This is a genomic window from Vibrio sp. 1249-1, assembly GCF_033340495.1.
In genome coordinates this window covers 18256-44328 of the sequence record NZ_JAWOWJ010000017.1, presented here as the reverse complement: position 1 = coordinate 44328, position 26073 = coordinate 18256, and the positions used below count along the sequence as shown (strand labels likewise).

The 26073-nt window shown below is 46.0% G+C and carries 26 protein-coding genes; 5 read left to right on the top strand and 21 right to left on the bottom strand.

All coding sequences use genetic code 11. The annotated features are described in order from the left end of the window. Window positions 1–11: 11 nt before the first annotated feature. The 21 genes from atpD to R7Z50_RS20965 all read right to left on the bottom strand — a co-directional run bounded on the left by atpD (window position 12) and on the right by R7Z50_RS20965 (window position 18311). Window positions 12–1415: a F0F1 ATP synthase subunit beta gene (atpD, locus tag R7Z50_RS21065; protein ID WP_005383849.1), complete on the bottom strand. Its 1404-nt coding sequence runs from the start codon at window positions 1413–1415 to the stop codon at window positions 12–14. Window positions 1416–1450: 35 nt separating this feature from the next. Continuing rightward, window positions 1451–2317 (bottom strand): F0F1 ATP synthase subunit gamma, encoded by an 867-nt coding sequence (gene atpG / locus R7Z50_RS21060; protein ID WP_005378932.1) that lies wholly within the window; start codon window positions 2315–2317, stop codon window positions 1451–1453. A 44-nt stretch (window positions 2318–2361) separates the two neighbouring features. Further along, the gene (atpA, locus tag R7Z50_RS21055) at window positions 2362–3903 is read right to left on the bottom strand and encodes a F0F1 ATP synthase subunit alpha (protein ID WP_005378931.1); all 1542 of its coding nucleotides are present in this window, start codon (window positions 3901–3903) and stop codon (window positions 2362–2364) included. Window positions 3904–3916: 13 nt separating this feature from the next. Further along, window positions 3917–4450 (bottom strand): F0F1 ATP synthase subunit delta, encoded by a 534-nt coding sequence (gene atpH / locus R7Z50_RS21050; RefSeq protein WP_053350671.1) that lies wholly within the window; start codon window positions 4448–4450, stop codon window positions 3917–3919. Between the two features lie 14 nt (window positions 4451–4464). Next, window positions 4465–4935 (bottom strand): F0F1 ATP synthase subunit B, encoded by a 471-nt coding sequence (gene atpF, locus R7Z50_RS21045; RefSeq protein WP_005378929.1) that lies wholly within the window; start codon window positions 4933–4935, stop codon window positions 4465–4467. A gap of 74 nt (window positions 4936–5009) precedes the next feature. Then, window positions 5010–5264, bottom strand: a complete 255-nt coding sequence (atpE, locus tag R7Z50_RS21040) for a F0F1 ATP synthase subunit C (protein WP_002540812.1) — start codon at window positions 5262–5264, stop codon at window positions 5010–5012. Window positions 5265–5321: 57 nt separating this feature from the next. Continuing rightward, entirely contained in the window at window positions 5322–6134 is an 813-nt protein-coding gene (gene atpB / locus R7Z50_RS21035) for a F0F1 ATP synthase subunit A (RefSeq protein WP_005378922.1), read from the bottom strand. Window positions 6135–6142: 8 nt separating this feature from the next. Beyond that, on the bottom strand, window positions 6143–6532 hold the full coding sequence (locus R7Z50_RS21030; RefSeq protein WP_005378921.1) for a F0F1 ATP synthase subunit I: 390 nt from the start codon (window positions 6530–6532) through the stop codon (window positions 6143–6145). Window positions 6533–6721: 189 nt separating this feature from the next. Next, entirely contained in the window at window positions 6722–7603 is an 882-nt protein-coding gene (locus R7Z50_RS21025) for a ParB/RepB/Spo0J family partition protein (protein ID WP_005383840.1), read from the bottom strand. Between the two features lie 24 nt (window positions 7604–7627). After that, on the bottom strand, window positions 7628–8401 hold the full coding sequence (locus R7Z50_RS21020; protein ID WP_005383838.1) for a ParA family protein: 774 nt from the start codon (window positions 8399–8401) through the stop codon (window positions 7628–7630). A 10-nt stretch (window positions 8402–8411) separates the two neighbouring features. Next, window positions 8412–9047: a 16S rRNA (guanine(527)-N(7))-methyltransferase RsmG gene (gene rsmG, locus R7Z50_RS21015; protein WP_005378902.1), complete on the bottom strand. Its 636-nt coding sequence runs from the start codon at window positions 9045–9047 to the stop codon at window positions 8412–8414. Beyond that, window positions 9047–10942, bottom strand: coding sequence for a tRNA uridine-5-carboxymethylaminomethyl(34) synthesis enzyme MnmG (gene mnmG / locus R7Z50_RS21010; protein ID WP_005378901.1), 1896 nt, complete (start codon window positions 10940–10942; stop codon window positions 9047–9049). The genes rsmG and mnmG overlap by 1 nt, the downstream gene beginning before the upstream one ends. Window positions 10943–11421: 479 nt before the next feature. Continuing rightward, a complete protein-coding gene (gene mioC, locus R7Z50_RS21005; RefSeq protein ID WP_005378900.1) occupies window positions 11422–11856 on the bottom strand; it encodes an FMN-binding protein MioC in 435 nt (144 codons plus the stop codon). A gap of 100 nt (window positions 11857–11956) precedes the next feature. Beyond that, on the bottom strand, window positions 11957–13318 hold the full coding sequence (gene mnmE, locus R7Z50_RS21000; protein ID WP_005383836.1) for a tRNA uridine-5-carboxymethylaminomethyl(34) synthesis GTPase MnmE: 1362 nt from the start codon (window positions 13316–13318) through the stop codon (window positions 11957–11959). Window positions 13319–13448: 130 nt separating this feature from the next. Continuing rightward, window positions 13449–15071 carry a membrane protein insertase YidC gene (gene yidC / locus R7Z50_RS20995; protein ID WP_005383834.1) on the bottom strand — a complete coding sequence of 541 codons (1623 nt, stop codon included), beginning with the start codon at window positions 15069–15071 and terminating at the stop codon, window positions 13449–13451. A gap of 2 nt (window positions 15072–15073) precedes the next feature. Beyond that, window positions 15074–15331 (bottom strand): membrane protein insertion efficiency factor YidD, encoded by a 258-nt coding sequence (gene yidD, locus R7Z50_RS20990; RefSeq protein WP_005378822.1) that lies wholly within the window; start codon window positions 15329–15331, stop codon window positions 15074–15076. Next, on the bottom strand, window positions 15298–15621 hold the full coding sequence (gene rnpA, locus R7Z50_RS20985; RefSeq protein WP_005394102.1) for a ribonuclease P protein component: 324 nt from the start codon (window positions 15619–15621) through the stop codon (window positions 15298–15300). The genes yidD and rnpA overlap by 34 nt, the downstream gene beginning before the upstream one ends. 46 nt (window positions 15622–15667) lie before the next feature. Continuing rightward, on the bottom strand, window positions 15668–15802 hold the full coding sequence (gene rpmH / locus R7Z50_RS20980) for a 50S ribosomal protein L34 (RefSeq protein ID WP_005378825.1): 135 nt from the start codon (window positions 15800–15802) through the stop codon (window positions 15668–15670). 242 nt (window positions 15803–16044) lie between these two features. Beyond that, window positions 16045–16782: an amino acid ABC transporter ATP-binding protein gene (locus R7Z50_RS20975; protein ID WP_054730019.1), complete on the bottom strand. Its 738-nt coding sequence runs from the start codon at window positions 16780–16782 to the stop codon at window positions 16045–16047. Then, window positions 16779–17450, bottom strand: a complete 672-nt coding sequence (locus R7Z50_RS20970) for an amino acid ABC transporter permease (RefSeq protein WP_318149246.1) — start codon at window positions 17448–17450, stop codon at window positions 16779–16781. The genes R7Z50_RS20975 and R7Z50_RS20970 overlap by 4 nt, the downstream gene beginning before the upstream one ends. 114 nt (window positions 17451–17564) lie before the next feature. Beyond that, window positions 17565–18311 carry an amino acid ABC transporter substrate-binding protein gene (locus R7Z50_RS20965; protein ID WP_005378831.1) on the bottom strand — a complete coding sequence of 249 codons (747 nt, stop codon included), beginning with the start codon at window positions 18309–18311 and terminating at the stop codon, window positions 17565–17567. Between the two features lie 412 nt (window positions 18312–18723). Between R7Z50_RS20965 and dnaA the strand changes: the two genes are divergently transcribed. The 5 genes from dnaA to R7Z50_RS20940 all read left to right on the top strand — a co-directional run bounded on the left by dnaA (window position 18724) and on the right by R7Z50_RS20940 (window position 25574). Continuing rightward, a complete protein-coding gene (gene dnaA, locus R7Z50_RS20960; protein WP_005378835.1) occupies window positions 18724–20130 on the top strand; it encodes a chromosomal replication initiator protein DnaA in 1407 nt (468 codons plus the stop codon). Window positions 20131–20193: 63 nt separating this feature from the next. Next, window positions 20194–21294, top strand: a complete 1101-nt coding sequence (gene dnaN, locus R7Z50_RS20955; protein ID WP_005394106.1) for a DNA polymerase III subunit beta — start codon at window positions 20194–20196, stop codon at window positions 21292–21294. Between the two features lie 9 nt (window positions 21295–21303). Further along, a complete protein-coding gene (recF, locus tag R7Z50_RS20950; protein ID WP_005378839.1) occupies window positions 21304–22383 on the top strand; it encodes a DNA replication/repair protein RecF in 1080 nt (359 codons plus the stop codon). Window positions 22384–22396: 13 nt separating this feature from the next. Further along, window positions 22397–24814, top strand: coding sequence for a DNA topoisomerase (ATP-hydrolyzing) subunit B (gyrB, locus tag R7Z50_RS20945; protein ID WP_005378841.1), 2418 nt, complete (start codon window positions 22397–22399; stop codon window positions 24812–24814). Between the two features lie 343 nt (window positions 24815–25157). Beyond that, entirely contained in the window at window positions 25158–25574 is a 417-nt protein-coding gene (locus R7Z50_RS20940) for a GreA/GreB family elongation factor (RefSeq protein WP_017821918.1), read from the top strand. Window positions 25575–26073: the final 499 nt, after the last annotated feature.

Below are 26073 nucleotides of genomic sequence, written 5' to 3'. Positions count from 1 at the left end.
CCTAGTTAGCCTTATAGCTTCTTCGCATTCTCAATAGCATCGTCGATGCTACCGCAGTACATAAATGCCTGCTCAGGAATGTCGTCGTATTCACCAGCTAGTAGACCTTTAAAGCCACGTAGAGTCTCTTTTAGAGGTACGTAAATACCAGGGTCACCTGTAAATACTTCTGCTACGTGGTAAGGCTGAGTTAGGAAACGCTCAATCTTACGTGCACGAGATACAACTTGCTTATCTTCTTCAGATAGCTCGTCCATACCTAGGATAGCAATGATATCTTTCAGCTCTTTGTAGCGCTGAAGAGTCTGCTGAACACCACGAGCAACTTCGTAGTGATCTTGACCAACGACTAGTGGATCAAGCATACGAGATGTTGAATCTAGCGGGTCGATCGCAGGGTATAGACCCATTGCAGCGATGTTACGGTTAAGTACAACCGTTGCATCCAAGTGCGCGAACGTTGTTGCTGGAGACGGGTCAGTCAAGTCATCCGCTGGTACGTATACCGCCTGTACAGACGTGATAGAACCTGATTTCGTTGACGTGATACGCTCCTGAAGTACACCCATCTCTTCTGCAAGAGTTGGCTGGTAACCTACCGCAGAAGGCATACGACCTAGTAGTGCTGATACCTCTGTACCTGCAAGTGTGTAACGGTAGATGTTATCAATGAACAGTAGTACGTCACGACCTTCGTCACGGAAACGCTCTGCCATTGTTAGACCAGTCAGTGCAACACGTAGACGGTTACCTGGTGGCTCGTTCATCTGACCGTAAACCATCGCTACTTTTGATTCTTCAGGCTTCTCAACGTTTACAACGCCCGCTTCCTGCATCTCGTAGTAGAAATCGTTACCTTCACGAGTACGCTCACCAACACCAGCAAATACTGATAGACCTGAGTGCTGTAGTGCGATGTTGTTGATAAGTTCCATCATGTTAACGGTCTTACCTACACCTGCACCACCGAATAGACCGATTTTACCACCCTTAGCGAATGGACAAATTAGGTCGATTACTTTAACGCCCGTTTCTAGAAGTGCAATTTCGTTTGATTGCTCTTCGTAGCTTGGTGCACTACGGTGGATAGAGTAAACCTCTTCCGCACCCACTTCACCACGCTCGTCAATCGCGTCACCTAGGACGTTCATGATACGACCTAGAGTTTTAGTACCTACTGGTACTGAAATTGGAGCGCCAGTGTTAACCACTTCTACTCCACGACGTAAACCATCAGAGCTACCCATTACGATACAACGAACTACGCCACCGCCTAGCTGTTGTTGAACTTCAAGAACTAGACGCTCTTTTGAGTCCGTTACGTTTAGAGCGTCATATACACTAGGTACATTGCTCTGTGGGAACTCTACGTCGACTACCGCACCGATGATCTGTACGATCTTACCTGTAGCCATCGTTAATCCTCTAAACTATTTCGTTTTACCTAAGCTTAAACCGCAGCTGCACCACCAACGATTTCTGATAGTTCTTGTGTAATCGCAGCCTGACGGGCTTTGTTATACACAAGTTCCAAATCGTCAATCAAACTGGTTGCGTTATCCGTTGCAGCCTTCATCGCAATCATTCGAGCCGCTTGCTCACAAGCAAGGTTCTCAACCACACCTTGGTATACCTGAGACTCTACGTAACGCACTAATAGCGTATCCAGTAGAGGTTTTGGTTCAGGCTCATAGATGTAGTCCCATGAATGCTCACGCTGCATCTCTTCGCTGTCCGATTTAGGCAAAGGTAGCAATTGATCGATCGTTGGTTGCTGAACCATAGTATTTACAAACTTGTTGAATACTACATATAGACGGTCCAGTTCACCTTCATCGTATTTCTTCAGCATTACGCCAACAGAGCCGATTAGGTCTTGTAGGCTTGGATTATCTCCAAGACCAGAAACCTGTGCCGCAACTTTTGCGCCACCATGTTTAAAGAAAGCTGTTGCTTTTGAGCCAACAACGGCTAGCTCAATCTCAGCACCTTTCTCTCTCCATGCTTGCATGTCTGTAACGGCTTTTTTGAACACGTTAATGTTCAAACCACCACACAGACCACGGTCTGTCGAAACGATGATGTAACCAACACGTTTAGCTTCACGCTCTTCTAGGTACGGATGACGGTACTCTAGGTTTGCGTTAGCCACATGACCGATCACTTTACGCATTGTTTCAGCGTATGGACGAGAAGCTTCCATTGCATCTTGAGAACGACGCATTTTTGAAGCTGCTACCATTTCCATCGCTTTCGTAATTTTCTGAGTGCTTTTAACACTACCGATTTTATTACGTATCTCTTTTGCGCCGGCCATCGTTACTCTCCGTTAGTTGGTGGCAGAAACTGCCACCGACCTAATTACCAAGTTTGGGTTGCTTTGAAGTCGTCAGTCAGTTTCTTCAACTGAGCTTCGATTTCATCGTTGTAAGCGCCAGACTTGTCGATCTCAGCTGCTAGTTCAGCGTATTGACCGCGAGCGTACGATAGTAGAGCCGCCTCGAAATCTAGAACTTTGTTAAGTTCTACATCATCAAGGTAACCGCGCTCTGCCGCGAAGATAGTTAGAGCTTGGTCAAATACAGACATTGGAGCGTACTGCTTCTGCTTCATTAGTTCTGTAACTTTTTGACCATGGTCTAGCTGTTTCTTCGTTGCGTCATCAAGGTCAGAAGAGAACTGAGCAAATGCCGCTAGTTCACGGTATGCAGCTAGTGCTGTACGGATACCACCTGATAGTTTCTTGATGATTTTCGTCTGAGCTGAACCACCTACACGAGATACTGAGATACCTGGGTCAACAGCAGGACGAACACCAGCGTTGAATAGCTCAGTTTGTAGGAAGATCTGACCATCGGTAATCGAGATTACGTTAGTCGGTACGAATGCTGAAACGTCACCTGCTTGAGTTTCGATGATAGGAAGAGCAGTCAAAGAACCAGTCTTACCTTTCACTTCACCGTTAGTGAAACGCTCTACGTACTCTTCGTTTACACGAGCTGCACGCTCTAGTAGACGCGAGTGTAAGTAGAATACGTCACCTGGGAATGCCTCACGGCCTGGTGGACGTTTAAGTAGTAGAGAGATCTGACGGTAAGCTACCGCTTGCTTAGATAGATCATCGTAAACAATCAGTGCGTCTTCACCGCGATCGCGGAAGTATTCACCCATCGCACAACCTGCGTAAGGCGCTAGATATTGAAGCGCTGCAGATTCAGAAGCTGATGCAACTACAACGATAGTATTTTGTAGTGCGCCGTGCTCTTCTAGTTTGCGAACAACGTTAGCGATAGTCGATGCTTTCTGACCGATTGCTACGTAGATAGAGAAAATACCAGAGTCTTTCTGGTTGATGATCGCGTCGATCGCCAGTGCTGTTTTACCAATCTGACGGTCACCGATGATAAGCTCACGCTGACCACGACCGATTGGGATCATTGAGTCAACTGACTTATAACCAGTTTGCACAGGTTGGTCTACCGATTTACGGTCGATTACACCTGGTGCGATCACTTCTACAGGCGAAGTCATTTTCGCTTCGATTGGACCTTTACCATCGATAGGCTCACCCAGCGTGTTTACTACGCGGCCTAGTAGTTCTGGACCAACTGGCACTTCAAGAATGCGGCCAGTACCTGTAACTTTCATGCCTTCCTTAAGGTCAGCATATGGGCCCATTACAACCGCACCAACCGAGTCACGCTCAAGGTTAAGTGCCAGTGCATAACGGCCACCCGGTAATTCAATCATTTCACCTTGCATCACGTCCGCTAGGCCGTGGATGCGGATGATACCATCGCTTACCGATACGATAGTACCCTCGTTGCGAGCTTCACTAACAACTTCGAAAGATTCGATACGTTGTTTGATCAGATCGCTAATTTCCGTGGAATTAAGTTGCATGCTCCAATCCCCATTAAGACTGCAATGCATCGCTCAGGCGGTTCAAACGACCACGCGCTGAGTCATCGATGACTAGGTCTCCGGCTCGAATAATAACCCCACCAAGTAGGGTCTCATCTACACTGCAATTCAGCTTCACTTTGCGTTCAAGACGCTTTTCAAGTTTGCTGCCAATGTTTGCAAGTTGTTCATCAGAAAGCTCTGTTGCTGAAATTACTTCAACATCAATTTCTTTCTCATGTTCTTTTTTCAGAGTAAAAAACTCCGTACAAACATCAGGAAGGGCCGATAAACGACCATTCTCAGCCATTACCTTCAAAAGGTTTTGACCGTGCGCATCAACTTGTTCGCCGCAAACTGCAACAAAAATTTCTGCCATTTTGTCAGCAGAAACCGAACCCGTTAGTAGTTCGTTCATTTGTTCGTTTTTGGCCACTTCAGCAGCAAAAGATAACATTTGGCCCCATTGGTCCAACTGGTCTTTCTCTAAAGCAAAGTCGAAGGCTGCTTTAGCATAGGGGCGTGCGATAGTAGTCAAATCAGACATATGCGCCCCCAGACTTAAAGTTTTGCAGTAATGTTGTCGAGAATATCTTTTTGCGCATCTTTATCGATAGAACGCTCAAGGATTTTCTCAGCACCAGCTACAGCCAGAGTAGCAACTTGTTTGCGCAGCTCATCGCGTGCACGATTGCGTTCAGCTTCAAGTTCTGCTTCTGCTTGCGCTAGGATTTTCTGGCGTTCTGCCTGAGCTTCCTCGCGAGCTTCATCAAGAATTTGAGACTTACGCTTGTTCGCTTGTTCGATGATCTCAGTTGCTGTGCGCTTCGCTTCTTTCAATTGATCAGAAGCGTTGGCTTGTGCTAGATCCAAGTCTTTCGCAGCACGTTCTGCTGCTTGAAGACCATCAGCAATTTTCTTCTGACGCTCTTCGATCGCTTGCATCAATGGTGGCCATACATACTTCATGCAGAACCACACAAATAGTGCGAACGAGATTGCTTGACCTAGCAGAGTTGCGTTTATGTTCACAACAGCTACCCCTCTATTTGGACTTAGTGTTAATCAGTGACAAGCGATAATCGCCCGTCCCGAGTTAAAGGTGATTAACCTAGTTGACCAACGAATGGGTTTGCGAAAGTGAATAGTAGCGCGATTACGATACCGATCATTGGAACCGCATCAAGTAGACCCGCGATGATGAACATCTTAACTTGTAGCATAGGAGCCATTTCTGGTTGACGTGCAGCACCTTCTAGGAATTTACCACCTAGCAGTGCGAAACCAATCGCTGTACCAAGAGAAGCAAGACCGACGATAATACCTACGGCGATTGCAGAAAAGCTCAGTAAAGTTTCCATTACTATCTCCAATTTATAGTTGTTGGCTTAGTGCCCAAATAAAAAGCTTTAAAAAAATTAATGATCAGGATCTTCGTGTGCCATTGACAGGTAAACAATTGTCAACATCATGAATACGAAGGCTTGAATCGTAATAACCAAGATATGGAAGATTGCCCACGGTAGTGAACCCATCCATTGTAAGTACCATGGTAGCATTGCCGCACAAAGAATGAATACAACCTCACCCGCGAACATGTTACCGAATAGACGCATACCAAGTGATAGAGGTTTCGCTAATAGCGATACCACTTCAATTAGTAGGTTAAACGGAATCATCAGTGGGTGATTGAATGGATGTAGTGCAAGTTCTTTTGCGAATCCACCTAGACCTTTTACTTTGATGCTGTAGTAAATCATCAATGCAAAAACGCCTAGAGCCATAGCCATGGTGATATTCACATCAGCAGACGGTACAACCTTAAGGTAAGGAATACCTAGCCAATGCTCTGCTGGGTATGGTAAGAAGTCGATAGGAACTAAGTCCATCACGTTCATCAAAAATACCCAACAAAAGATAGTCAGTGCTAAAGGCGCGATCAGTGGGTTGCGTCCATGGAACGTGTCTTTGACGTTATCGGCGACAAATTCAACGATCATTTCTACAGCACACTGAAGCTTACCCGGTACACCCGCTGTTGTTCTCTTTGCTACTTTGTAAAAAATTCCGAGGAAAATTAAACCAGTAAACCAAGAAAAAAACAGGCTATCGATATGTACGTTCCAGAAACTTGTCTCCGACCCTACTAAACCCAACTTGTATAGCGATAGGTTAGAAAGGTGGTGGGCAATGTAACCGGACGATGTTAGCGCTTCACCTGGCGCAGCCATAACTCATCCTATTTTTTGTTGTTAATGAATAGCACTGGTGCACAGATATTAATACCTAGTACCAGCAAATAGGTTAGTTTGAGGGGAACAAGTTCCACCTGCATATACATGTAGGCAACATAGAACAGTGCAACCGTGATGAGAATTTTCAGTACTTCACCCGTATAGAAGGAAGCAGCGATGCGCTTGGCAGCGCGAGCTCCACTAAACATGAAAGCACACAGCGCGAATACTGCATTGGCAACAACAAAAATGCCTCCGCCAATCAGCGCTGAAAATCCCCAGTCAGGATTTATGGCTACCGCCATTCCTGCTGCCACAAAAATAACCGCGCCAGACTGGATCATTAACAATTGCCTTGCGAGCTCTCGTCCTGGTCTAGCTAACGCAGCTACCATGTATTCGTACCTCTAGTAATATCCACTTCGCACTTAACTCTCTGTGCTGGGAAATTGGCGAAAATTATACGTTCAGTTCAACGTAAAGCAATTCGATTGCATCAAAAACTTACAGTTTTGTTTACAAAACGACAACTTTCGCACAAAATTCGATTAATTAGATTAATTGACCTAAATCAATTATCTCATCTAGGCCTCAAGCTTGGCAATTAGTTGGTCCAATTTGTGAGGCTCATCAAGACTTATCGTCAATTTCGCTTTTCCGTTTGCAGAACGGGTAAGAGAAACTTTTGCATCAAGCAGCTGACTCAATTTATGCGACATTTGCTCGGCTTCGGTATCCTCTTGTTGCCCTTTTTGCTCATTTTGTGGGGCTAAGCACTTTTTTACTAACTGTTCGGTTTGGCGAACAGTCATTTGCTTCTTAGCCACTTGTTGAGCTACTTCGACTTGCTGTTCGCCTTCTAACGCTAACAGAGCTCGAGCATGACCCATTTCCAATTTTTTATCTGCAACCAGACCTTTTACATCAACTTCCAACTGATTCAGACGTAATAGGTTACTGACCGTCGTTCTTGATTTACCAATCACATCGGCCACTTGCTGATGTGTCAGCGTGAATTCATCTTGTAGACGTTCAAGCGCTTGGGCTTCCTCAATCACATTCAAGTCTTCACGTTGAATGTTTTCAATCAACGCCATGGCGATGGCGGCACGATCTTCAACTTTTTTCACCAAACACGGCACGCGTTTTAAACCCGCCTGCCTTGCAGCACGCCAGCGGCGCTCACCTGCGATGATCTCAAACTGACCATTTTCGACCTGGCGAACCACGATTGGTTGAATAATGCCTTGTGATTGAATCGAAGCCGCTAGTTCTTCTAGCGCTTCAGGCGCCATATCTTTACGCGGTTGGTATACGCCCGGCTGCAATTGACCAATCGCTAAATCGGTTAACTCACCGTCTGCCGATAATTCTTGGCTATGCGATGCAATATGCTGTTTTTCACGAGCAAACGAACTGGTCGACAATAACGCATCCAGTCCTTTTCCGAGACCACGCTTAGACATGGGATTGAATTCCTTAGGTTAGAGTTAAACTGGGATTTCTTCGCGGCGGAGCATTTCGCCCGCTAGAGCAAGATACGCTTTGGCACCTGCGGAGTACTTATCGTAGTACATTGCTGGCTTACCGTGACTTGGCGCTTCAGCCAAACGAACATTACGCGGAATGACAGTACGGTAAACTTTATTCCCAAAGTGTTTTTTAAGTTGATCGGATACTTCATTCGATAAGCGGTTGCGTGGGTCGTACATGGTACGCAATAAACCTTCGATTTTTAGGTTTTCATTCACAACAGCCGCTAACTTGCTGATTGTATCCATAAGAGCAGTTAAACCTTCTAACGCAAAGTATTCACATTGCATCGGCACCAGCACAGAGTCAGCTGCCGCCATCGCATTGATTGTAAGAAGGTTTAGAGAAGGAGGACAATCAATAAAGATGAAATCATAGTTATCGCGAACTGACGACAATGCATTTTTTAGACGCACTTCACGAGCGAAAACTTCCATCAATTTGATTTCTGCCGCGGTTACGTCTCCGTTCGCCGCGATCAAATCATACTTCCCTGTTGTTTGGGTACAAACGACTTGATCGAACGGTGTATCTTCGACCAAAAGATCGTATGCGGTGGCATCGACCATATACTTATCCACGCCACTGGCCATCGTAGCATTGCCTTGCGGGTCGAGATCGATCACCAAAACCTTGCGCTTTGTTGCCGCCATCGAAGCCGCTAAGTTAATGCACGTTGTTGTTTTGCCGACCCCACCTTTCTGGTTGGCGATTGCTACAATTTTACCCACGATTACCTCGCTAATTTTCCTTGCGCGATAAGATTACTAGATGACGATCACCTTCCAACTCAGGAACAGCCAAAGATATGATCTCTGTCACACTGCACCATTCAGGAAGCTGATCCATTTCATCTTTAGGGTGCTGTCCTTTCAGCGCTAGAAACACCCCGTGCTCTTGTTTCGGCAAATGGTGGCACCATTCCACCATGTCTGTCATTGAAGCAAAAGCTCGACTCAAAACGCCATCAAATTTTTCTTCAGGTTGGAATTCTTCGACGCGACTTTGAATTGGTGTCACGTTTTTCAGCCCTAATGTGTGCACGACTTGCTTGATAAAACGAATGCGTTTGCCAAGACTGTCGAGCAAAAAGAAGGTTTTCTCAGGGTTCATTATTGCCAAAGGGATGCCCGGTAACCCCGGACCAGTACCAACATCAATGAAGCGCTCACCGGGCAGGTGTGCGCTTACAACGATACTATCAAGAATATGTTTCACTAACATATCAAGCGGATCACGTACCGATGTTAAATTGTACGCTTTGTTCCATTTGTCGAGCAGTTCGACATAACCAACTAACTGCTCTCGTTGCTGTTCTGACACTTCCAAATCGGTTTTCGCGATCAGTGAATCCAGCTTTGTTCGCAATGCGCTCATTATTCTTCCTCACCTTTCTTCAGCAAACCATGCTTTTTCAAGTGAACAAGTAGAATAGAAATTGCAGCAGGCGTAATACCAGAAATGCGTGATGCAATACCGATGCTCTCTGGTTTGGCCTCGCTCAGTTTAGCAACGACTTCGTTTGATAAACCTTTTACATCGCGGTAATCCAAATCAGCAGGTAACTTGGTATTTTCGTGACGCAGTGATTTTTCGATCTCTTCCTGCTGACGCTTGATGTAACCATCGTATTTCACTTGAATTTCAACTTGCTCAGCCGCTTGCTGATCTTCAAGTGCAGGAGCAAACGCTTCAAGTTGCGTCAGTTGCGAATAAGTGATCTCTGGACGACGCAGAAGATCCTCACCACTCGCTTCACGGGCCATTGGGGTTTTCAGCAGCTTGTTCAGCTCATCAACACCCTCTGACTTCGGATTCATCCACGTTGCTTTCAAACGCTGACGCTCCGTTTCCATATTGTTGATTTTCTCGTTAAAGCGAGCCCAACGAACATCATCAATCAAGCCTAGCTCGCGCGCTTTTTCCGTTAAACGTAAATCGGCGTTATCTTCACGAAGTAGCAGGCGGTATTCCGCACGAGAAGTGAACATGCGGTACGGCTCTTTGGTACCCATGGTCGATAAGTCATCAATCAACACGCCCATGTAAGCTTGGTCACGACGTGGGCTCCAGCCTTCTTTGTCTTGGCTAAACAAGCTTGCATTTAGACCGGCCATCAAGCCTTGCGCTGCGGCTTCTTCGTAGCCAGTCGTGCCATTAATCTGGCCAGCAAAGAACAAACCATGGATGAACTTCGTCTCGTACGTTTGCTTCAAATCACGTGGATCGAAGAAATCATATTCAATCGCATAACCTGGGCGAACGATGTGCGCATTTTCAAACCCTTTCATTGAGCGCACGATTTGTACTTGCACATCAAATGGCAAGCTGGTCGAGATACCATTAGGGTATAACTCGTGCGTGGTTAGGCCTTCTGGCTCAATGAAGATTTGGTGGCTGTTTTTGTCAGCGAAACGCATCACTTTGTCTTCAATAGACGGACAGTAACGAGGACCAATACCTTCAATCACACCTGCGTACATTGGACTGCGATCCAAGTTACTGCGGATCACATCGTGAGTTTGTTCATTGGTGTGGGTGATGAAACATGGAATCTGACGCGGATGCTGTTCACGTTTGCCCATGAACGAGAATACAGGCGTTGGGTTATCACCGTGCTGAGCTTCTAGCACTGAAAAATCAACAGTACGAGCATCAATGCGCGGTGGAGTACCTGTTTTTAAACGATCCACACGGAACGGCAGTTCACGCAGTCGATCCGCTAATGCGATCGATGGTGGATCCCCGGCACGACCACCAGACGAGCTTTCCATACCTATGTGGATCTTACCACCAAGGAAGGTACCCACGGTTAGCACAACGGCTTTCGCATGGAAGCGAAGTCCCATTTGAGTTACCACACCAACTGCGCGATCTTGTTCAACAATCAGATCATCAACTGACTGCTGGAACAACGTTAAGTTAGGCGCATTTTCTAATGCATTACGAACGTACGCTTTGTACAGAGCGCGATCGGCTTGAGCTCGAGTTGCTCGTACTGCAGGACCTTTGGAGGCATTTAGTGTACGAAACTGAATACCTGCATGGTCGATGGCTTCAGCCATCAAACCGCCCATAGCATCTACTTCTTTTACTAAGTGACCTTTACCAATACCACCGATCGCCGGATTACAAGACATCTGGCCTAATGTATCGATGTTATGGGTAAGGAGAAGCGTTTTTTGTCCTGTGCGTGCAGATGCGAGCGCGGCTTCCGTTCCTGCGTGTCCGCCACCGACAACAATGACGTCAAAGTTTTCGTGATAAAGCATGAACTGACCTCAGGTATTCAAAGGGATTTAATGGACAGATAAAGGAGCCGTATTTTACCTGCTTTATGCCAGAGAGAAAAACGTTTTCTCGTTTTATCCGTTTTAAGCTTCAAGATAAATATATATAAGATCTATATATATGATCTTTTATTAGATCTACTATTAGGATCGACCGTTTCTGTGGATAACCTAAAAATGATCAACAAGATCATGGATCTTCTTTGGATCATATCTTGTGATCATGATTGGATCAGATTGAGGATTACCTGGGATCAAAAGTGGTGGTTATACACAGGGGGTGAAATTGATCAAAGTTGTTATTGGGATAACTAAAGGAAAATCACTGGATCTTATTGTAGTTATCCACAGTCTGTTTGGTTGGTTTTTGAGCGGTTAAACAAAATAATTTGGTGGGAGAGTTATTCACATGGGAGAAAACAGAGCCGAATTTCGACTCTGTTGAAGGGAAAGTCGTGAGTTTAAAAACGTTCGATATTCTCTTTTAACCACATTTCTGCGGCGTCTTCTGGCACATCATGGCTCAGTACATCGATTTTAAAGCAATCTGCGAGAGGGGTTGCACCAATATCCTCTAATAAATCATAAGCGTGTTGACCAGCGGCACAGAACGTATCGTAGCTAGAGTCACCAATCGCAATCACCGCAAATTTTACATCAGTCATTTTTGGCGGTGTATTTTGTAATGCTGCGATAAAAGGTTGGATATTATCAGGATACTCACCAGCTCCATGTGTAGAGGTGATCACCAACCACGTACCTTGATTTTCGATATCACTGAGGGAAGGCTGGTTGTGGATCGTTGTTTCAAATCCATTCTCGTTGAGTAGATCACTCAGGTGATCCCCTACGTATTCTGCGCCACCTAACGTGCTGCCTGTAATAATGTGGATCATACTTCTTCCTTATTGAATGCGACGGCTAAAGCTCATGGATGGCTTGCCGTACAAAAAGAAACGCGGTGTGAGTTAAGCTCAGCACCGCGCGTTCGATTATTTACTTCCCGATACAGAATGAAGAGAAGATTCGTCCCAGTAAGTCGTCAGAACTGAACTCACCGGTAATCTCATTGAGATGTTGTTGGGTGATACGTAGCTCTTCAGCCAATATTTCACCTGCCATATAGCCTTCAAGCTGCTCCTGGCCTATTTGAAGGTGCTGTGCGGCACGTTCTAATGCATCGAGATGACGACGACGAGCCATAAACCCACCTTCACTGTTGCCAGAGAAGCCCATACACTCCTTGAGATGATCGCGCAGAGCTTCAACCCCTGCACCAGTCTTCGCTGACAAACGGATAAGAGTAGGGTTATTGACGTGGCAGATCCCCATATCTTCACCCGTTTGATCCGCTTTATTACGGATCACAGTTATGCCAATGTTGTCTGGTAGGCGATCCACAAAATCTGGCCAGATATCTTTCGGATCGGTGGCGTCGGTTGTCGTGCCATCCACCATGAACAACACGCGGTCTGCTTGGGCTATTTCATCCCACGCGCGTTCGATACCGATTTTCTCTACTTCATCGGAAGCATCACGCAAACCTGCTGTATCAATGATGTGTAGTGGCATGCCATCAATATGGATATGCTCACGCAGTACATCACGCGTGGTTCCTGCGATGTCGGTTACGATTGCAGACTCTTTACCCGATAGTGCGTTCAGCAGGCTTGATTTGCCCGCATTTGGACGACCCGCAATCACGACTTTCATCCCTTCACGCATAATAGCGCCTTGGTTAGCTTCTTTGCGCACCGCATCTAGGTTGTCGATGATGGCTTGTAGGTCACCAGCCACTTTACCGTCGGCCAAAAAGTCGATCTCTTCTTCAGGGAAGTCGATGGCTGCTTCAACATAGATACGCAAATGAATCAGCGACTCAACTAAGGTATTAATGCGGCCTGAAAATGCGCCCTGTAAGGATTGCAGTGCCGATTTTGCTGCTTCTTCAGAACTGGCATCAATGAGGTCTGCGATCGCCTCGGCTTGAGCGAGGTCGAGTTTATCGTTCAGAAATGCGCGTTCAGAGAACTCACCAGGGCGAGCAGCTCGAATACCATCTATACCTAGAATGCGTTTTATCAGCATATCCATCACGACAGGGCCGCCATGGCCTTGCAGCTCAAGTACGTCTTCACCGGTAAATGAGTGTGGGTTAGGGAAGTACAGTGCGATGCCCTGATCAAGCACAGTGCCATCTTCTGACTTAAACGGCAGGTACTCTGCGTAGCGGGGCTTTAGTGTTTTGCCAGTGACTTCTAACGCCACTTGGTTGGCTTTAGGGCCAGAAACTCGAATAATACCGACACCGCCACGACCAGGCGCGGTCGCTTGAGCGACAATCGTATCTGTAGTCATAATTTTGCCTTTTGAGCTGGGCTATAGGGAAGATACCTAGGGAGCCATCACAATTAATTAGCTGAATTGTAATCAGCCAAAAACAAAAAGGCGACCTTTTGGCCGCCTTTCTCAATCATTTCCTAAAAGGTTACTTGCTGTGTAAGCCTTTTTTCTCTAATCCTTTGTAGATCAGAGTTTGCTGGATAAGCGTTACGATGTTCGACACCAACCAGTACAGAACGAGACCTGATGGGAAGAACAAGAAGAAGAAGGTAAACATAACCGGCATAAAGGTCATGATCTTCTGCTGCATTGGATCCGTTACCGTTGTCGGGCTCATCTTCTGGATTAGGAACATAGACGCACCCATCAATAGCGGCAGGATGTAGTAAGGGTCCTGCGCTGAAAGGTCATGAATCCAACCGAAGAATGGAGAGTGACGTAGCTCTACCGATTCCATTAGTGCCCAGTAAAGCGCGATGAAAATAGGCATCTGTAGGATAAGAGGTAAACAGCCACCTAGTGGGTTCACTTTCTCTTTCTTGTACAGTTCCATCATTTCTTGGCTCATGCGCTGACGGTCATCACCGATACGCTCACGCATAGCTTGCAGCTTAGGCTGAAGCATACGCATTTTCGCCATAGACGTGTATTGCGCTTTTGTTAGTGGGTACATTGCACCACGAACGATGAAGGTCAGACAGATGATTGCCACACCCCAGTTACCAACAAAGCTCTGGATGAATGAAAGCAACATATGAAGAGGCTTCGCAATGAACCATAACCAGCCGTAGTCCACTACTAGGTCTAGGTTAGGTGCCACTTCTGCCATTTCATCTTGCAGTTTTGGACCAACCCAAAGTGTTGCTTCAAACTTAGCCTGATCGCCTGTTGCGATAGTTTTGTTCGGCATACGAACGCCGATGTCGCCGAGGTTGCCAATTACACGAGTGTATAGGTTAGTACCTGGTTCGTTACGTGGGATCCAAGCTGCGGCAAAGTAGTGCTGAATCATTGCTGCCCAACCTTGGCCATCGGCTAGGTTAAGAGACAGGTTGCGATCCTGCATATCATCAAAGCTGTACTTCTTGTAACGCGTATCTTCTGTTGAGTATGCGCCACCACGGTAAGTAGGCATTGTGATGCTACCACCATCGTCCATTAGATTTTGACGTAGGTGAGCGTACATACCAAATGTTGCGTTGTTGCCTGAGTTGTTCACTACATCGTATTCAACATTAAGCGCGTAGCTGCCGCGTTTAAAGATGTAAGTTTTGGTGTATTCGATGCCGTTTGCAGTGAATGTCATCGGAACGCGAAGTTCATCTTGACCGTCAGCCATTGTGAAGCTGTCTGCACTTACGTTGTAGTGAGGGCGATTTGTGCTGCTCAAGTCGATACCTTGAGGACCCACTAGACCGCTTTGAGCGATAAATTGGTGACCTTGAGCGTCTTTAAGCAGAACAAAGGAATCTGATGAATCTAACTCAGCAGAGTATTCGTTAAGGTTGGCATGTACCACATCGCCACCAACGGTGTCGATCGACAGAGTTAAAACATCAGTCGTTACTGTGATAGTTTTTGCAGAAGCTTGCTGTTGACCAGGAACTGGGTCAAGTTCATCAGCAAAAGATGGTGCAGGTAGAGTGCTGCTTGATTGAGCCTGTTCAACTGCTTGAGGTTCTGGATTCTTTGCAACTTGCCATTGTTGAAACAGCAAAAAAGAAACCAGGGCCAAACCGATGAGCAGGATATTACGTTGAGAATCCATCGTTAGTTATCTCTGTCTTGTTTTTGGACTGGTGGAACGGGGTCATACCCCCCTTCATTCAAAGGGTGGCATTTTAATAGACGTTTGCCTGATAACCAACATCCTTTTACAAAACCGTGAGCTCTCAAAGCTTCTAGCGCGTAAGTGGAACAGGTTGGTGTGAACCGGCAACGAGGACCAATCAAAGGGCTGATAAACCAGCGATACAGATAAACGAGCCCAATGGCTATCCACGTGAAGGGCGAGACAGGCGTTGCCATAGCTTATCAAACAACTTAAAAATTTCCTCATTGCTTAAATCTTGCGCGCTTTTCTTCGCAATCACAACAAAATCTTTGTTTGGAAGCTGATGTTGATTGTTACGAAAGCTTTCACGAGCCAAACGCTTAAATCGGTTACGACCGACAGCCGTTTTGATTTGCTTTTTGGGAACCGCTAAACCTAATCGTGGGTGAGAAAGTTTGTTATTGCGAGCAATGATGGTGAAATGAGGCGAGCCAGCTCGATGAGCTTGCTGGAAGACGTTTTGATAATGCTCGGGAGTTAACAAACGTAACTCCCGATTAAACGCGTACGTGTTCAAAATAAACTAGCGATTATTTTGATAGGCGCGCACGGCCTTTTGCACGACGTGCGTTGATAACTTTACGACCGTTCTTAGTTGCCATGCGAGCACGGAAGCCGTGAGTACGCTTGCGCTTTAGAACTGTAGGTTGAAAAGTGCGTTTCATGATAATTACCTTTACTGATCAGTAGTTTTAGGTTCTTGTTAAACCCGGCGTGGGTATTTGCTTTCTTATATAAAGAAGCTCTTTATATAGAGAAGGACAACCGACGCCTCTCAACAAAGAGGCGGAATTGTAATCACACTCACATAATGTGTCAATGACTCAATGAGTACGAAATTCCGGCCGGGCGATTATACGTAGTGTGAGTAAAATCTCAAGGATCAATCGATCCTGATGCTTGATCGTTACTCTATTCCTACTTGGTTAAGGAATTTTTTCAAACGAGGATCTTGTGGATTATCGAAGATATCCTGTGGAGAACCTTGCTCAACGATATTGCCTTCCGCCATGAAGATCACTCTATCAGCGACTTCTTTCGCGAATTGCATCTCGTGCGTCACCACCAGCATGGTTTGATGCTGATTAGCTAACTTCTTCATTAATGAGAGAACTTCACCGACCCATTCAGGATCCAGCGCAGAAGTTGGTTCGTCAAACAACAGCAGTTCTGGTTGCAGCGCCATCGCTCGGCCGATACCCACACGTTGTTGTTGGCCGCCAGATAATGACGCTGGATAACTATCGCCTTTATCCCCAAGGCCGATGTCATCCAGAATTTGTTGCGCTCGTTTGAGAGCATCGGCTTTTTTCCAACCTCGAACGGTCACTAGACCTTCGGCAATGTTCTGGCGCGCATTCATGTGGGCAAACAGGGCATAGTTTTGGAACACAAAGCCAGTTCGACGACGCAGCGCTAATACTTCGGCTTTAGTGTGTTTTTGAGTATCAACGGAGATGTCATCTATCGTGATACGACCTTCATCTGCTTGTTCTAGAAAGTTCACCGTACGCAGCAAGGTTGATTTACCCGTACCACTTGAGCCGATAATCACGATGATCTCACCTTGCTTAATATCGAGGTCGATGCCTTTCAGCACTTCAGTCTCACCAAAACGTTTGTGAATATTTTCTAACTTAATCATCGTACGTACGCCTTATTCAGTTTTGCTTCTGCCCAGATTTGTACGCGAGTCAGAATCACCACCACGCCCCAGTAAATAAGAGCAACCGCAAGGAAAGCTTCAAAGAAACGGAAACTTGATGAGGCTTCCATCTGTGCTTTCGCCATGATTTCGGCCACACCAAGCGTGAAAGCAAGAGACGTTGACTTGATCATATCGATGAAATAGTTCATCAATGAAGGCAGTGCGACACGCGTTGCTTGAGGTAAAATCACTCGGCGCATTGCTTGGGATGTCGTCATACCGACCGATAAGCTCGCTTCCATTTGGTTGCGATCAATGCCAATAATGGCGGCACGAATACTTTCCGCCATATAAGCGGCAAAGTGCAGCGTTAAACCGATAACCGCTGCTGAAAAGGCGTCGATACCGACCATCAATGGAAAAATTTGCGGTAAGCCGTAATAGAGCAGGAAAAGCTGAACCAACAGTGGGGTGCCACGGAAGAAGCTGATGTACAGTTGGCTTAATTGATCCAGAACTGGCAGTTTAAATACGCGAATATTGGCTAAAATGACGGATAAAATCAGCGAAAACACCAATCCCCATGTCGCCATTTCCATGGTTGTGCCAAGATATTTCAGCAATATCGGCAGCAGTTCCAACATGTAATTAAAGTCAAATCCCATACGGCTTACCTAAAGGCTAGAGAAAAGAAAAGGTGGAAAACAAGTTCCACCTTTACGTAAGTTTATTTTAGTCCGAGAGTGATACCACTTTGCGGCCTAAAGTACAAAGAGTTCTTATTTCGTGATGTCAGCGCCAAACCACTTCACGGAAATTTTCTCTACTGTACCATCTGCGCGCATCTCAGCCAGTGCTTTGTTTACTTCTTCTTGCAGCTTACGACCTTTCTCGTTGTCAACGAAAGGCCATGCGTTTTGAATGGTCTCAAACGGTTCACCTGCCAATTCCAGAGGAAGGCCAGTTTTCTTAATCAGCTCTAACGCAGAAAGACGATCCATTACAAACGCGTCTGCACGACCGAGCGCCACGTCATGTTCGATACCTGTGTCGTACGTTTTAATGTTGATCTTGCCGTCTTTGTCGTATTGACGCAGTAGTTGCTCAAAGTTAGAGCCTAGGTTGACCGCAACGGTTTTGCCCGCAAGATCGTCAACACCTTTGATGCTGTCGTTGCCTTTACGCACGGTAATTTGTGCGCCATCTACAACGTAAGGGTCAGCAAATAGGTATTTAGCTTTACGCTCATCAGTCATGGTGATTTGGTTGGAGATCGTATCGATACGACCAGTTTCTAAAAGACCAAATAAACCAGAGAAGTTGGCTGTTACGTATTCGATTTTGTAATCGTTACGTTTACCGATTTCATCCCACATGTCGACTTCAAAGCCTTGTAGCTTGTCTTGCTTTACAAAAGTAAACGGGAAGTAGCGACCTGACATACCAACTTTGACTTCAGTAGCGGCTTGTACGGTTGCTGCCGACAGTGCAATGGCTGCAACGGCAACCTTAATCCAGTTTTTCATAATACATCTCCATAATTTTATGGTTGGAAATACTACTGTTAGTTAGCTCAATTAAATAAATAACCAAGAGCAATAACCTAGACCTGTGAGTTATTAGATAATAGAAGAAGAATGTTAAATGTGACGAAAATGCGAACTGAACCTAGCGAAATGATCGACAAAATCAGCATTGGGAATAAAATAATACACAGACTTATCACCAATCGCTCGATCTTGTGAATTTTGCCCAATTGTGGATCGTTGTGTGGGCAAATTTGGGGCAAGGTGTGTTGATCTCATCAAGTTTGCAGAAATAATTGTGAATAACTTGGATCTTATTCACTGGATCGTCGATCAATCGCTGGCGATCTTGGTTATCAACAGGTAAAATTGCCAGTCTTTTCCGATAATTCAATTACTCAGTGGGGGCACCGTGTCATCTTCGCTTTGGCTGCAATGTTTGCAGCAGCTTCAAGAAGAGCTACCAGCTACAGAATTCAGCATGTGGGTTCGTCCGCTACAAGCGGAGCTCAATGACAATACTCTCACTCTATTCGCGCCAAACCGCTTTGTGTTGGACTGGGTGCGTGATAAGTATCTGAACAATATTACTCGCTTACTGCAGGAATACTGCGGTGGCGATATTCCTAACTTACGTTTTGAAGTGGGGAGCCGACCTGTCTCTGCACCAAAACCAGCGCCGACACGTACGCCTGCAGATGTGGCTGCCGAGTCATCTGCACCTGCGCAATTACAGGCGCGTAAGCCAGTACACAAAACCTGGGATGACGACGCTCAAGCGATTGCGGCTATCAATCACCGCTCAAACATGAACCCAAAACACAAGTTCGATAACTTTGTTGAAGGTAAGTCGAACCAACTGGGTTTGGCTGCGGCGCGTCAGGTATCGGATAACCCAGGTGCAGCTTACAACCCACTATTCCTATACGGCGGCACGGGTTTGGGTAAAACCCACTTATTGCATGCGGTGGGTAACGCGATTGTGGATAACAACCCGAACGCAAAAGTGGTCTACATGCACTCAGAGCGTTTTGTGCAAGACATGGTAAAAGCGCTGCAAAACAATGCGATTGAAGAATTCAAACGCTACTACCGCAGCGTGGATGCGCTCCTTATCGATGACATCCAATTCTTTGCTAATAAAGAACGTTCACAAGAAGAATTCTTCCATACCTTCAACGCACTATTGGAAGGTAATCAGCAGATCATTCTAACGTCTGACCGTTATCCTAAAGAAATTAATGGCGTTGAAGATCGTCTTAAATCTCGCTTTGGTTGGGGTCTTACTGTTGCGATCGAGCCGCCTGAGCTTGAAACACGTGTGGCGATCTTGATGAAAAAAGCTGAAGATCACCAAATCCACCTTGCTGATGAAGTGGCATTCTTCATTGCCAAGCGTCTGCGTTCGAACGTTCGTGAGCTCGAAGGTGCACTGAACCGTGTTATCGCGAACGCGAACTTTACTGGTCGTCCAATTACGATTGATTTTGTTCGTGAAGCGCTGCGCGATCTGCTTGCTCTACAAGAGAAGCTTGTGACAATCGATAACATTCAAAAGACAGTGGCGGAATACTACAAGATTAAAGTAGCGGACTTGCTGTCTAAGCGTCGTTCTCGTTCTGTAGCGCGTCCTCGTCAGCTGGCTATGGCGTTAGCAAAAGAGCTAACCAACCACAGTTTGCCTGAAATTGGCGATGCGTTTGGGGGCCGCGATCATACGACCGTACTTCATGCTTGTCGCAAGATTGAGCAGCTGCGTGAAGAGAGCCACGACATTAAAGAAGATTACTCTAACTTGATTCGCACCCTGTCTTCGTAATCGGTTAGAATAACGGTATTCTAAGCAAATCATTTATTGAGCTGACAGCGTAAAGAGCCAAGCATGAAATTTACCATTGAACGTAGTCATTTAATCAAACCGCTACAGCAGGTTTCGGGCGCTTTAGGTGGCCGACCAACCCTGCCAATCCTGGGTAACCTACTTCTTAAAGTAGAAGAGAACGTATTGTCGATGACGGCAACCGATCTTGAAGTAGAGTTAGTAAGCAAAGTGACGCTAGAAGGTGATTTTGAAGCGGGCAGCATTACCGTTCCTTCGCGTAAGTTTCTCGATATCTGCCGTGGTTTACCGGACGATGCGATCATCACATTTGTATTAGAAGGTGATCGCGTACAAGTTCGCTCTGGTCGCAGCCGTTTCTCATTGGCAACGCTTCCAGCGAACGATTTCCCTAATATTGAAGACTGGCAAAGCGAAGTGGAAGTATCACTGAGCCAAGCCGATCTACGTACGCTGATCGACAAAACTCAGTTCTCGATGGCGAATCAAGACGTTCGTTACTACCTCAACGGCATGTTGTTTGAAATTGACGGCACCACGCTACGCAGCGTGGCGACGGACGGCCACCGTATGGCGGTATCGCAAACTCAGCTAGGTGCGGACTTTGCGCAGAAGCAAATCATCGTGCCACGCAAAGGTGTGCAAGAATTAGTAAAGTTGATGGATGCGCCAGAGCAGCCTGTAGTACTTCAGATCGGTAGCTCCAATGTTCGTGCTGAGGTGAATAACTTTACTTTTACCTCTAAGTTGGTTGATGGTCGTTTCCCTGACTACCGCCGTGTATTGCCTCAGAGCACCAATAAGACACTAATAGCAAGTTGTGACGAGTTGCGCCAAGCCTTCTCTCGTGCTGCGATTCTTTCCAACGAAAAATTCCGTGGCGTGCGTGTGAATCTGGCTGATACTGAAATGCGCATAACCGCGAATAACCCAGAACAAGAAGAAGCGGAAGAGATGCTTGATGTAACCTTTGAAGGTGACGCCATCGAAATCGGCTTTAACGTAAGCTATGTGCTTGATGTTCTGAACACGTTGCGTTGTGAAAATGTACGTGTGTCGATGTCGGATGCTAACGCTAGCGCGTTGATTGAAAATGCCGACGATGACAGTGCCATGTACGTGGTGATGCCAATTCGTCTATAAGCCAACTGAATGCCTCTTTCTCGTCTCATCATTCAGCAGTTTCGAAACATTAAAGCCTGTGATATTGAGTTATCAGCAGGCTTTAACTTTCTTATCGGGCCGAACGGCAGCGGTAAAACCAGTGTCTTAGAAGCGGTTTATCTGCTCGGGCATGGCCGCTCATTCAAGAGCTCTCTCACCGGACGAGTGATACAAAATGAGTGTGACGAACTGTTTGTTCATGGTCGTTTTTTGAACTCGGATCAATTTGAGCTACCTATCGGCATTAATAAGCAGCGTGATGGCTCAACAGAGGTTAAAATAGGCGGTCAATCTGGACAAAAATTAGCGCAGTTGGCACAAGTTCTGCCTCTGCAGTTGATACACCCAGAAGGGTTTGATTTACTGACAGATGGCCCTAAACATCGTCGTGCGTTTATTGATTGGGGCGTGTTTCATACCGAGCCCGCTTTTTATCAAGCATGGGGAAGGTTCAAGCGCCTGAACAAGCAGCGCAACGCGTTGTTGAAAACCGCCAATAGTTATCGTGAGCTCAGTTATTGGGATCAGGAAATGGCAGGATTGGCTGAAAACATCAGCCAATGGCGAGCAAGTTACATCGAGCAGATGAAAACTGTCGCAGAAACTATCTGTCAGACATTTTTGCCAGAATTTGAGATCCAATTGAAGTATTATCGTGGCTGGGATAAAGACACCCCATACCACGAGATACTAGAAAAGAATTTTGAGCGTGATCAGGCATTGGGATACACCTTTAGTGGCCCAAACAAAGCTGATTTGCGCATTAAAGTGAACGGAACGCCCGTTGAAGATGTTCTGTCACGCGGTCAATTAAAACTCATGGTGTGTGCATTGCGTGTAGCGCAAGGGCAACACCTGACAGAGATGGCCGGTAAACAATGCATTTACCTAATTGATGACTTCGCGTCGGAATTAGATAGCCAACGTCGCAAGCGTCTTGCTGACTGCTTAAAAGAGACGGGCGCACAAGTATTTGTAAGCTCTATCACTGAAAGCCAAATCGCCGATATGTTGGACGATAACGGTAAATTGTTTCATGTGGAACATGGCAGGATAGAGTCAAACTAGAAGAGAGAAACTCATGTCTGAAAATTACGATTCATCGAGTATTAAGGTACTGAAGGGTCTGGATGCGGTACGTAAGCGTCCAGGAATGTACATCGGCGATACGGACGACGGCACCGGCCTTCACCACATGGTTTTCGAGGTGGTGGATAACTCAATTGATGAAGCGTTGGCAGGTCACTGTAAAGACATCGTTGTGACAATTCATGAGGATAACTCGGTTTCCGTTAGCGATGATGGTCGTGGCATTCCAACAGAAATCCACTCAGAGGAAAATGTCTCTGCAGCAGAAGTAATCATGACGGTTCTTCACGCGGGTGGTAAGTTCGACGATAACTCATACAAAGTATCGGGTGGTCTTCACGGGGTAGGTGTTTCAGTAGTAAACGCACTATCAGAGAAAGTTGAGCTAACGATTCATCGTGGTGGCCATATCCATACGCAAACCTACCGCCATGGTGAGCCTCAAGCGCCACTAGCCGTTGTGGGTGATACGGATAAAACCGGTACACAAATTCGTTTCTGGCCAAGTGCCGAAACGTTCTCTAACACTGAGTTCCACTATGACATTCTGGCGAAACGCCTGCGTGAACTGTCATTCCTGAACTCTGGTGTGTCGATCAAATTGGTTGATGAACGTGAAGCGGACAAACATGATCACTTCATGTATGAAGGTGGTATTCAAGCGTTCGTTGATCACCTAAACACCAACAAAACGCCAATCATCGAAAAAATCTTCCACTTTAACTCTGAGCGTGAAGACGGCATTTCAGTTGAAGTGGCGATGCAATGGAACGATGGTTTCCAAGAGAACATCTTCTGCTTTACCAACAATATCCCACAGCGTGATGGTGGTACTCACCTTGCTGGTTTCCGTGCTGCGCTAACACGTACATTGAACAGCTTTATGGATAAAGAAGGTTTCTCGAAGAAAGCGAAAACAGCGACTTCAGGCGACGATGCGCGTGAAGGTCTAACTGCGGTTGTTTCGGTGAAAGTGCCTGATCCTAAGTTCTCAAGCCAAACAAAAGACAAACTGGTTTCTTCTGAAGTGAAATCAGCTGTTGAGTCTGCAATGGGTGAAAAACTGTCTGAGTTCTTGATTGAGAACCCGACAGAAGCGAAGATGGTTTGTTCGAAAATCATCGATGCAGCACGTGCTCGTGAAGCAGCGCGTAAAGCTCGTGAAATGACGCGCCGTAAAGGTGCACTAGACCTAGCTGGCCTTCCAGGTAAACTTGCAGACTGTCAGGAAAAAGATCCGGCACTCTCTGAACTATACATAGTGGAGGGTGATTCGGCAGGCGGCTCCGCAAAACAAGGCCGTAACCGTAAGAACCAAGCGATCCTACCGCTAAAAGGTAAGATTCTTAACGTAGAAAAAGCACGTTTCGACAAGATGCTATCTTCTCAAGAAGTAGCAACACTGATCACCGCACTAGGTTGTGGTATCGGTCGTGACGAGTACAACCCGGACAAGCTTCGTTACCACAACATCATCATCATGACCGATGCCGATGTCGATGGTTCGCACATCCGTACGCTACTGTTGACCTTCTTCTACCGTCAAATGCCAGAGCTTATCGAGCGTGGCTATGTGTACATCGCTCAGCCACCACTATACAAAGTGAAAAAAGGCAAACAAGAGCAGTACATCAAAGATGAAGAAGCGATGAACCAATACCAAGTATCATTGGCTCTGGACAATGCATCGCTACACGTAAACGCAGAAGCACCAGCATTGGCTGGTGAAGCACTAGAGAAGCTTGTTCAACAGTACAATGCGGGTATTAAACTGGCGGAACGTATGAGCCGTCGTTACCCAAGTGCTTTGGTAAACGAGTTGATTTACACTCCTCGCCTAACGCCAGAGCAATGCCATGACGCATCAGTTGTGGAAGCGTGGACGAAGCAGCTTATTGAACAGCTGAATGCGAAAGAAGTGGGTGCAAGCCAGTACAGCTACGAAGTTGAGCAGCACGAAGAGCTAGGCTTAAACTTGCCTAAGATTGTGGTTCGTACTCACGGCGTGACGCACGAACATGCAATTAGCATCGACTTCCTAAACTCGAAAGAGTACGGCAAGTTGGCTGATCTATCAGAAGCACTTGATGGACTTCTGGAAGAAGGCGCGTACATCAAACGTGGTGAGCGTACTATGCCAGTGGCAAACTTTGCAGAAGCGCTTGACTGGTTAGTGAAAGAGTCAATGCGTGGCTTAAGCCGTCAGCGCTACAAAGGTCTAGGTGAGATGAACCCAGACCAACTTTGGGAAACCACCATGGACCCAGAAACTCGTCGTATGATGCAGGTAACGATTGAAGATGCGGTAGGCGCAGATCAACTGTTCACTACGCTAATGGGTGACCAAGTAGAACCTCGTCGTAACTTCATCGAAGAGAACGCACTGAAAGTAGCGAACCTAGACGTATAACGACACTTTTCGTGATAGTAAAAAGCAGCGAGAAATCGCTGCTTTTTTTGTTGTACCACCAGCTAAAATCGCCACTTTCTGCTAAAGCGGATGTTTTTCTGGTACTAACTGCCAACAACCCGATCAAGCCTGCCATTTTATATCTGTTTTCTTTTTTTCTCGCCATTTTGTTCGCTTGAGCGCTTTTGCTTTCTTTTTTCTGCTCGCTATAGTGCTGAAGAGCTGATGATTAAGGAGACTAAGAAAATGGTGATGACTTTCCTGAACTAAGCCGGAAGTGATGCACTTCCGGTTCAATGCACTGAATTTATTTGTAAGACAAGGCATTAAGAAGGAAATAATCATGTTTGAACGCTGGTTCTCAGCGTACTGCTTGGCGCTGCGAACTTGGTGGTTAACCAGTCGCTTTTTAACCTATCAATCACCACTAAGGTTGTTATCGCTATTTGAAACCTGCGAGCAACAAGCCCATTGCCGTAACCGAACTCGTATTGCGGTTGGGGACACGGTTCGCTTAGTGGATGTTGAACGCGCCTATCAATATCGCATGACATTGGTCAGCTCGCGCAAGGGGCAACCCATGACAGGTATGCTCGCGGTCGATTCTTATTTGGGGTCTCGACTATTAGGTCGAGCTAAAAATGATGCGCTCGAAGTGGAAATTTTTAATCAGCGACGCTGCTTTGTGATTACTGAAATTGTTCATCAATCGCAACCACCAGCTCAGAAAATGCTGTGTGGTTGTCTGTTGTGCCAATAAATAGAGGTGAAGTCATGAGTAAGAAAGAAAAGAAACAACCGCAGTTGAGTCTAAAAGAAAAGCGCAAACTAAAGCAGGAAAAGGCGGCAGAAAAGGGCGTTGTAAAAGCGCGTAAATCCTCCCGCAAGTAAAGTGTAGATTGAGCCCTCCAGAACGGCGGGCTTTTTATCACTGATCGCGAAGTGATGAGGAACTAAGCTGTTCAAGGGGATTGTGGATGCTTTAAAAATTTTTTGTTTTTTCCCTTGAAAGTCATTTTTGACGACCTTATATCTAGTTATGAAGAGGGTGACTGGCTTGCTAGAGACTAGAAGACCAGCCCTCTGAAATCGCTAAAACGAGATCGCTCAGAAGAGGATATGGCGTTTTAGCACACAACTTAAACCTTTAGATTCAATATCATGTCTCCGAGCCAAACCAAGGCCAGTGGAATGATAAGAATCTCTTAGTTCGGCGTTGGTTTTTGCATAAACACGCCAGTAGGATTGAACTCATCTGA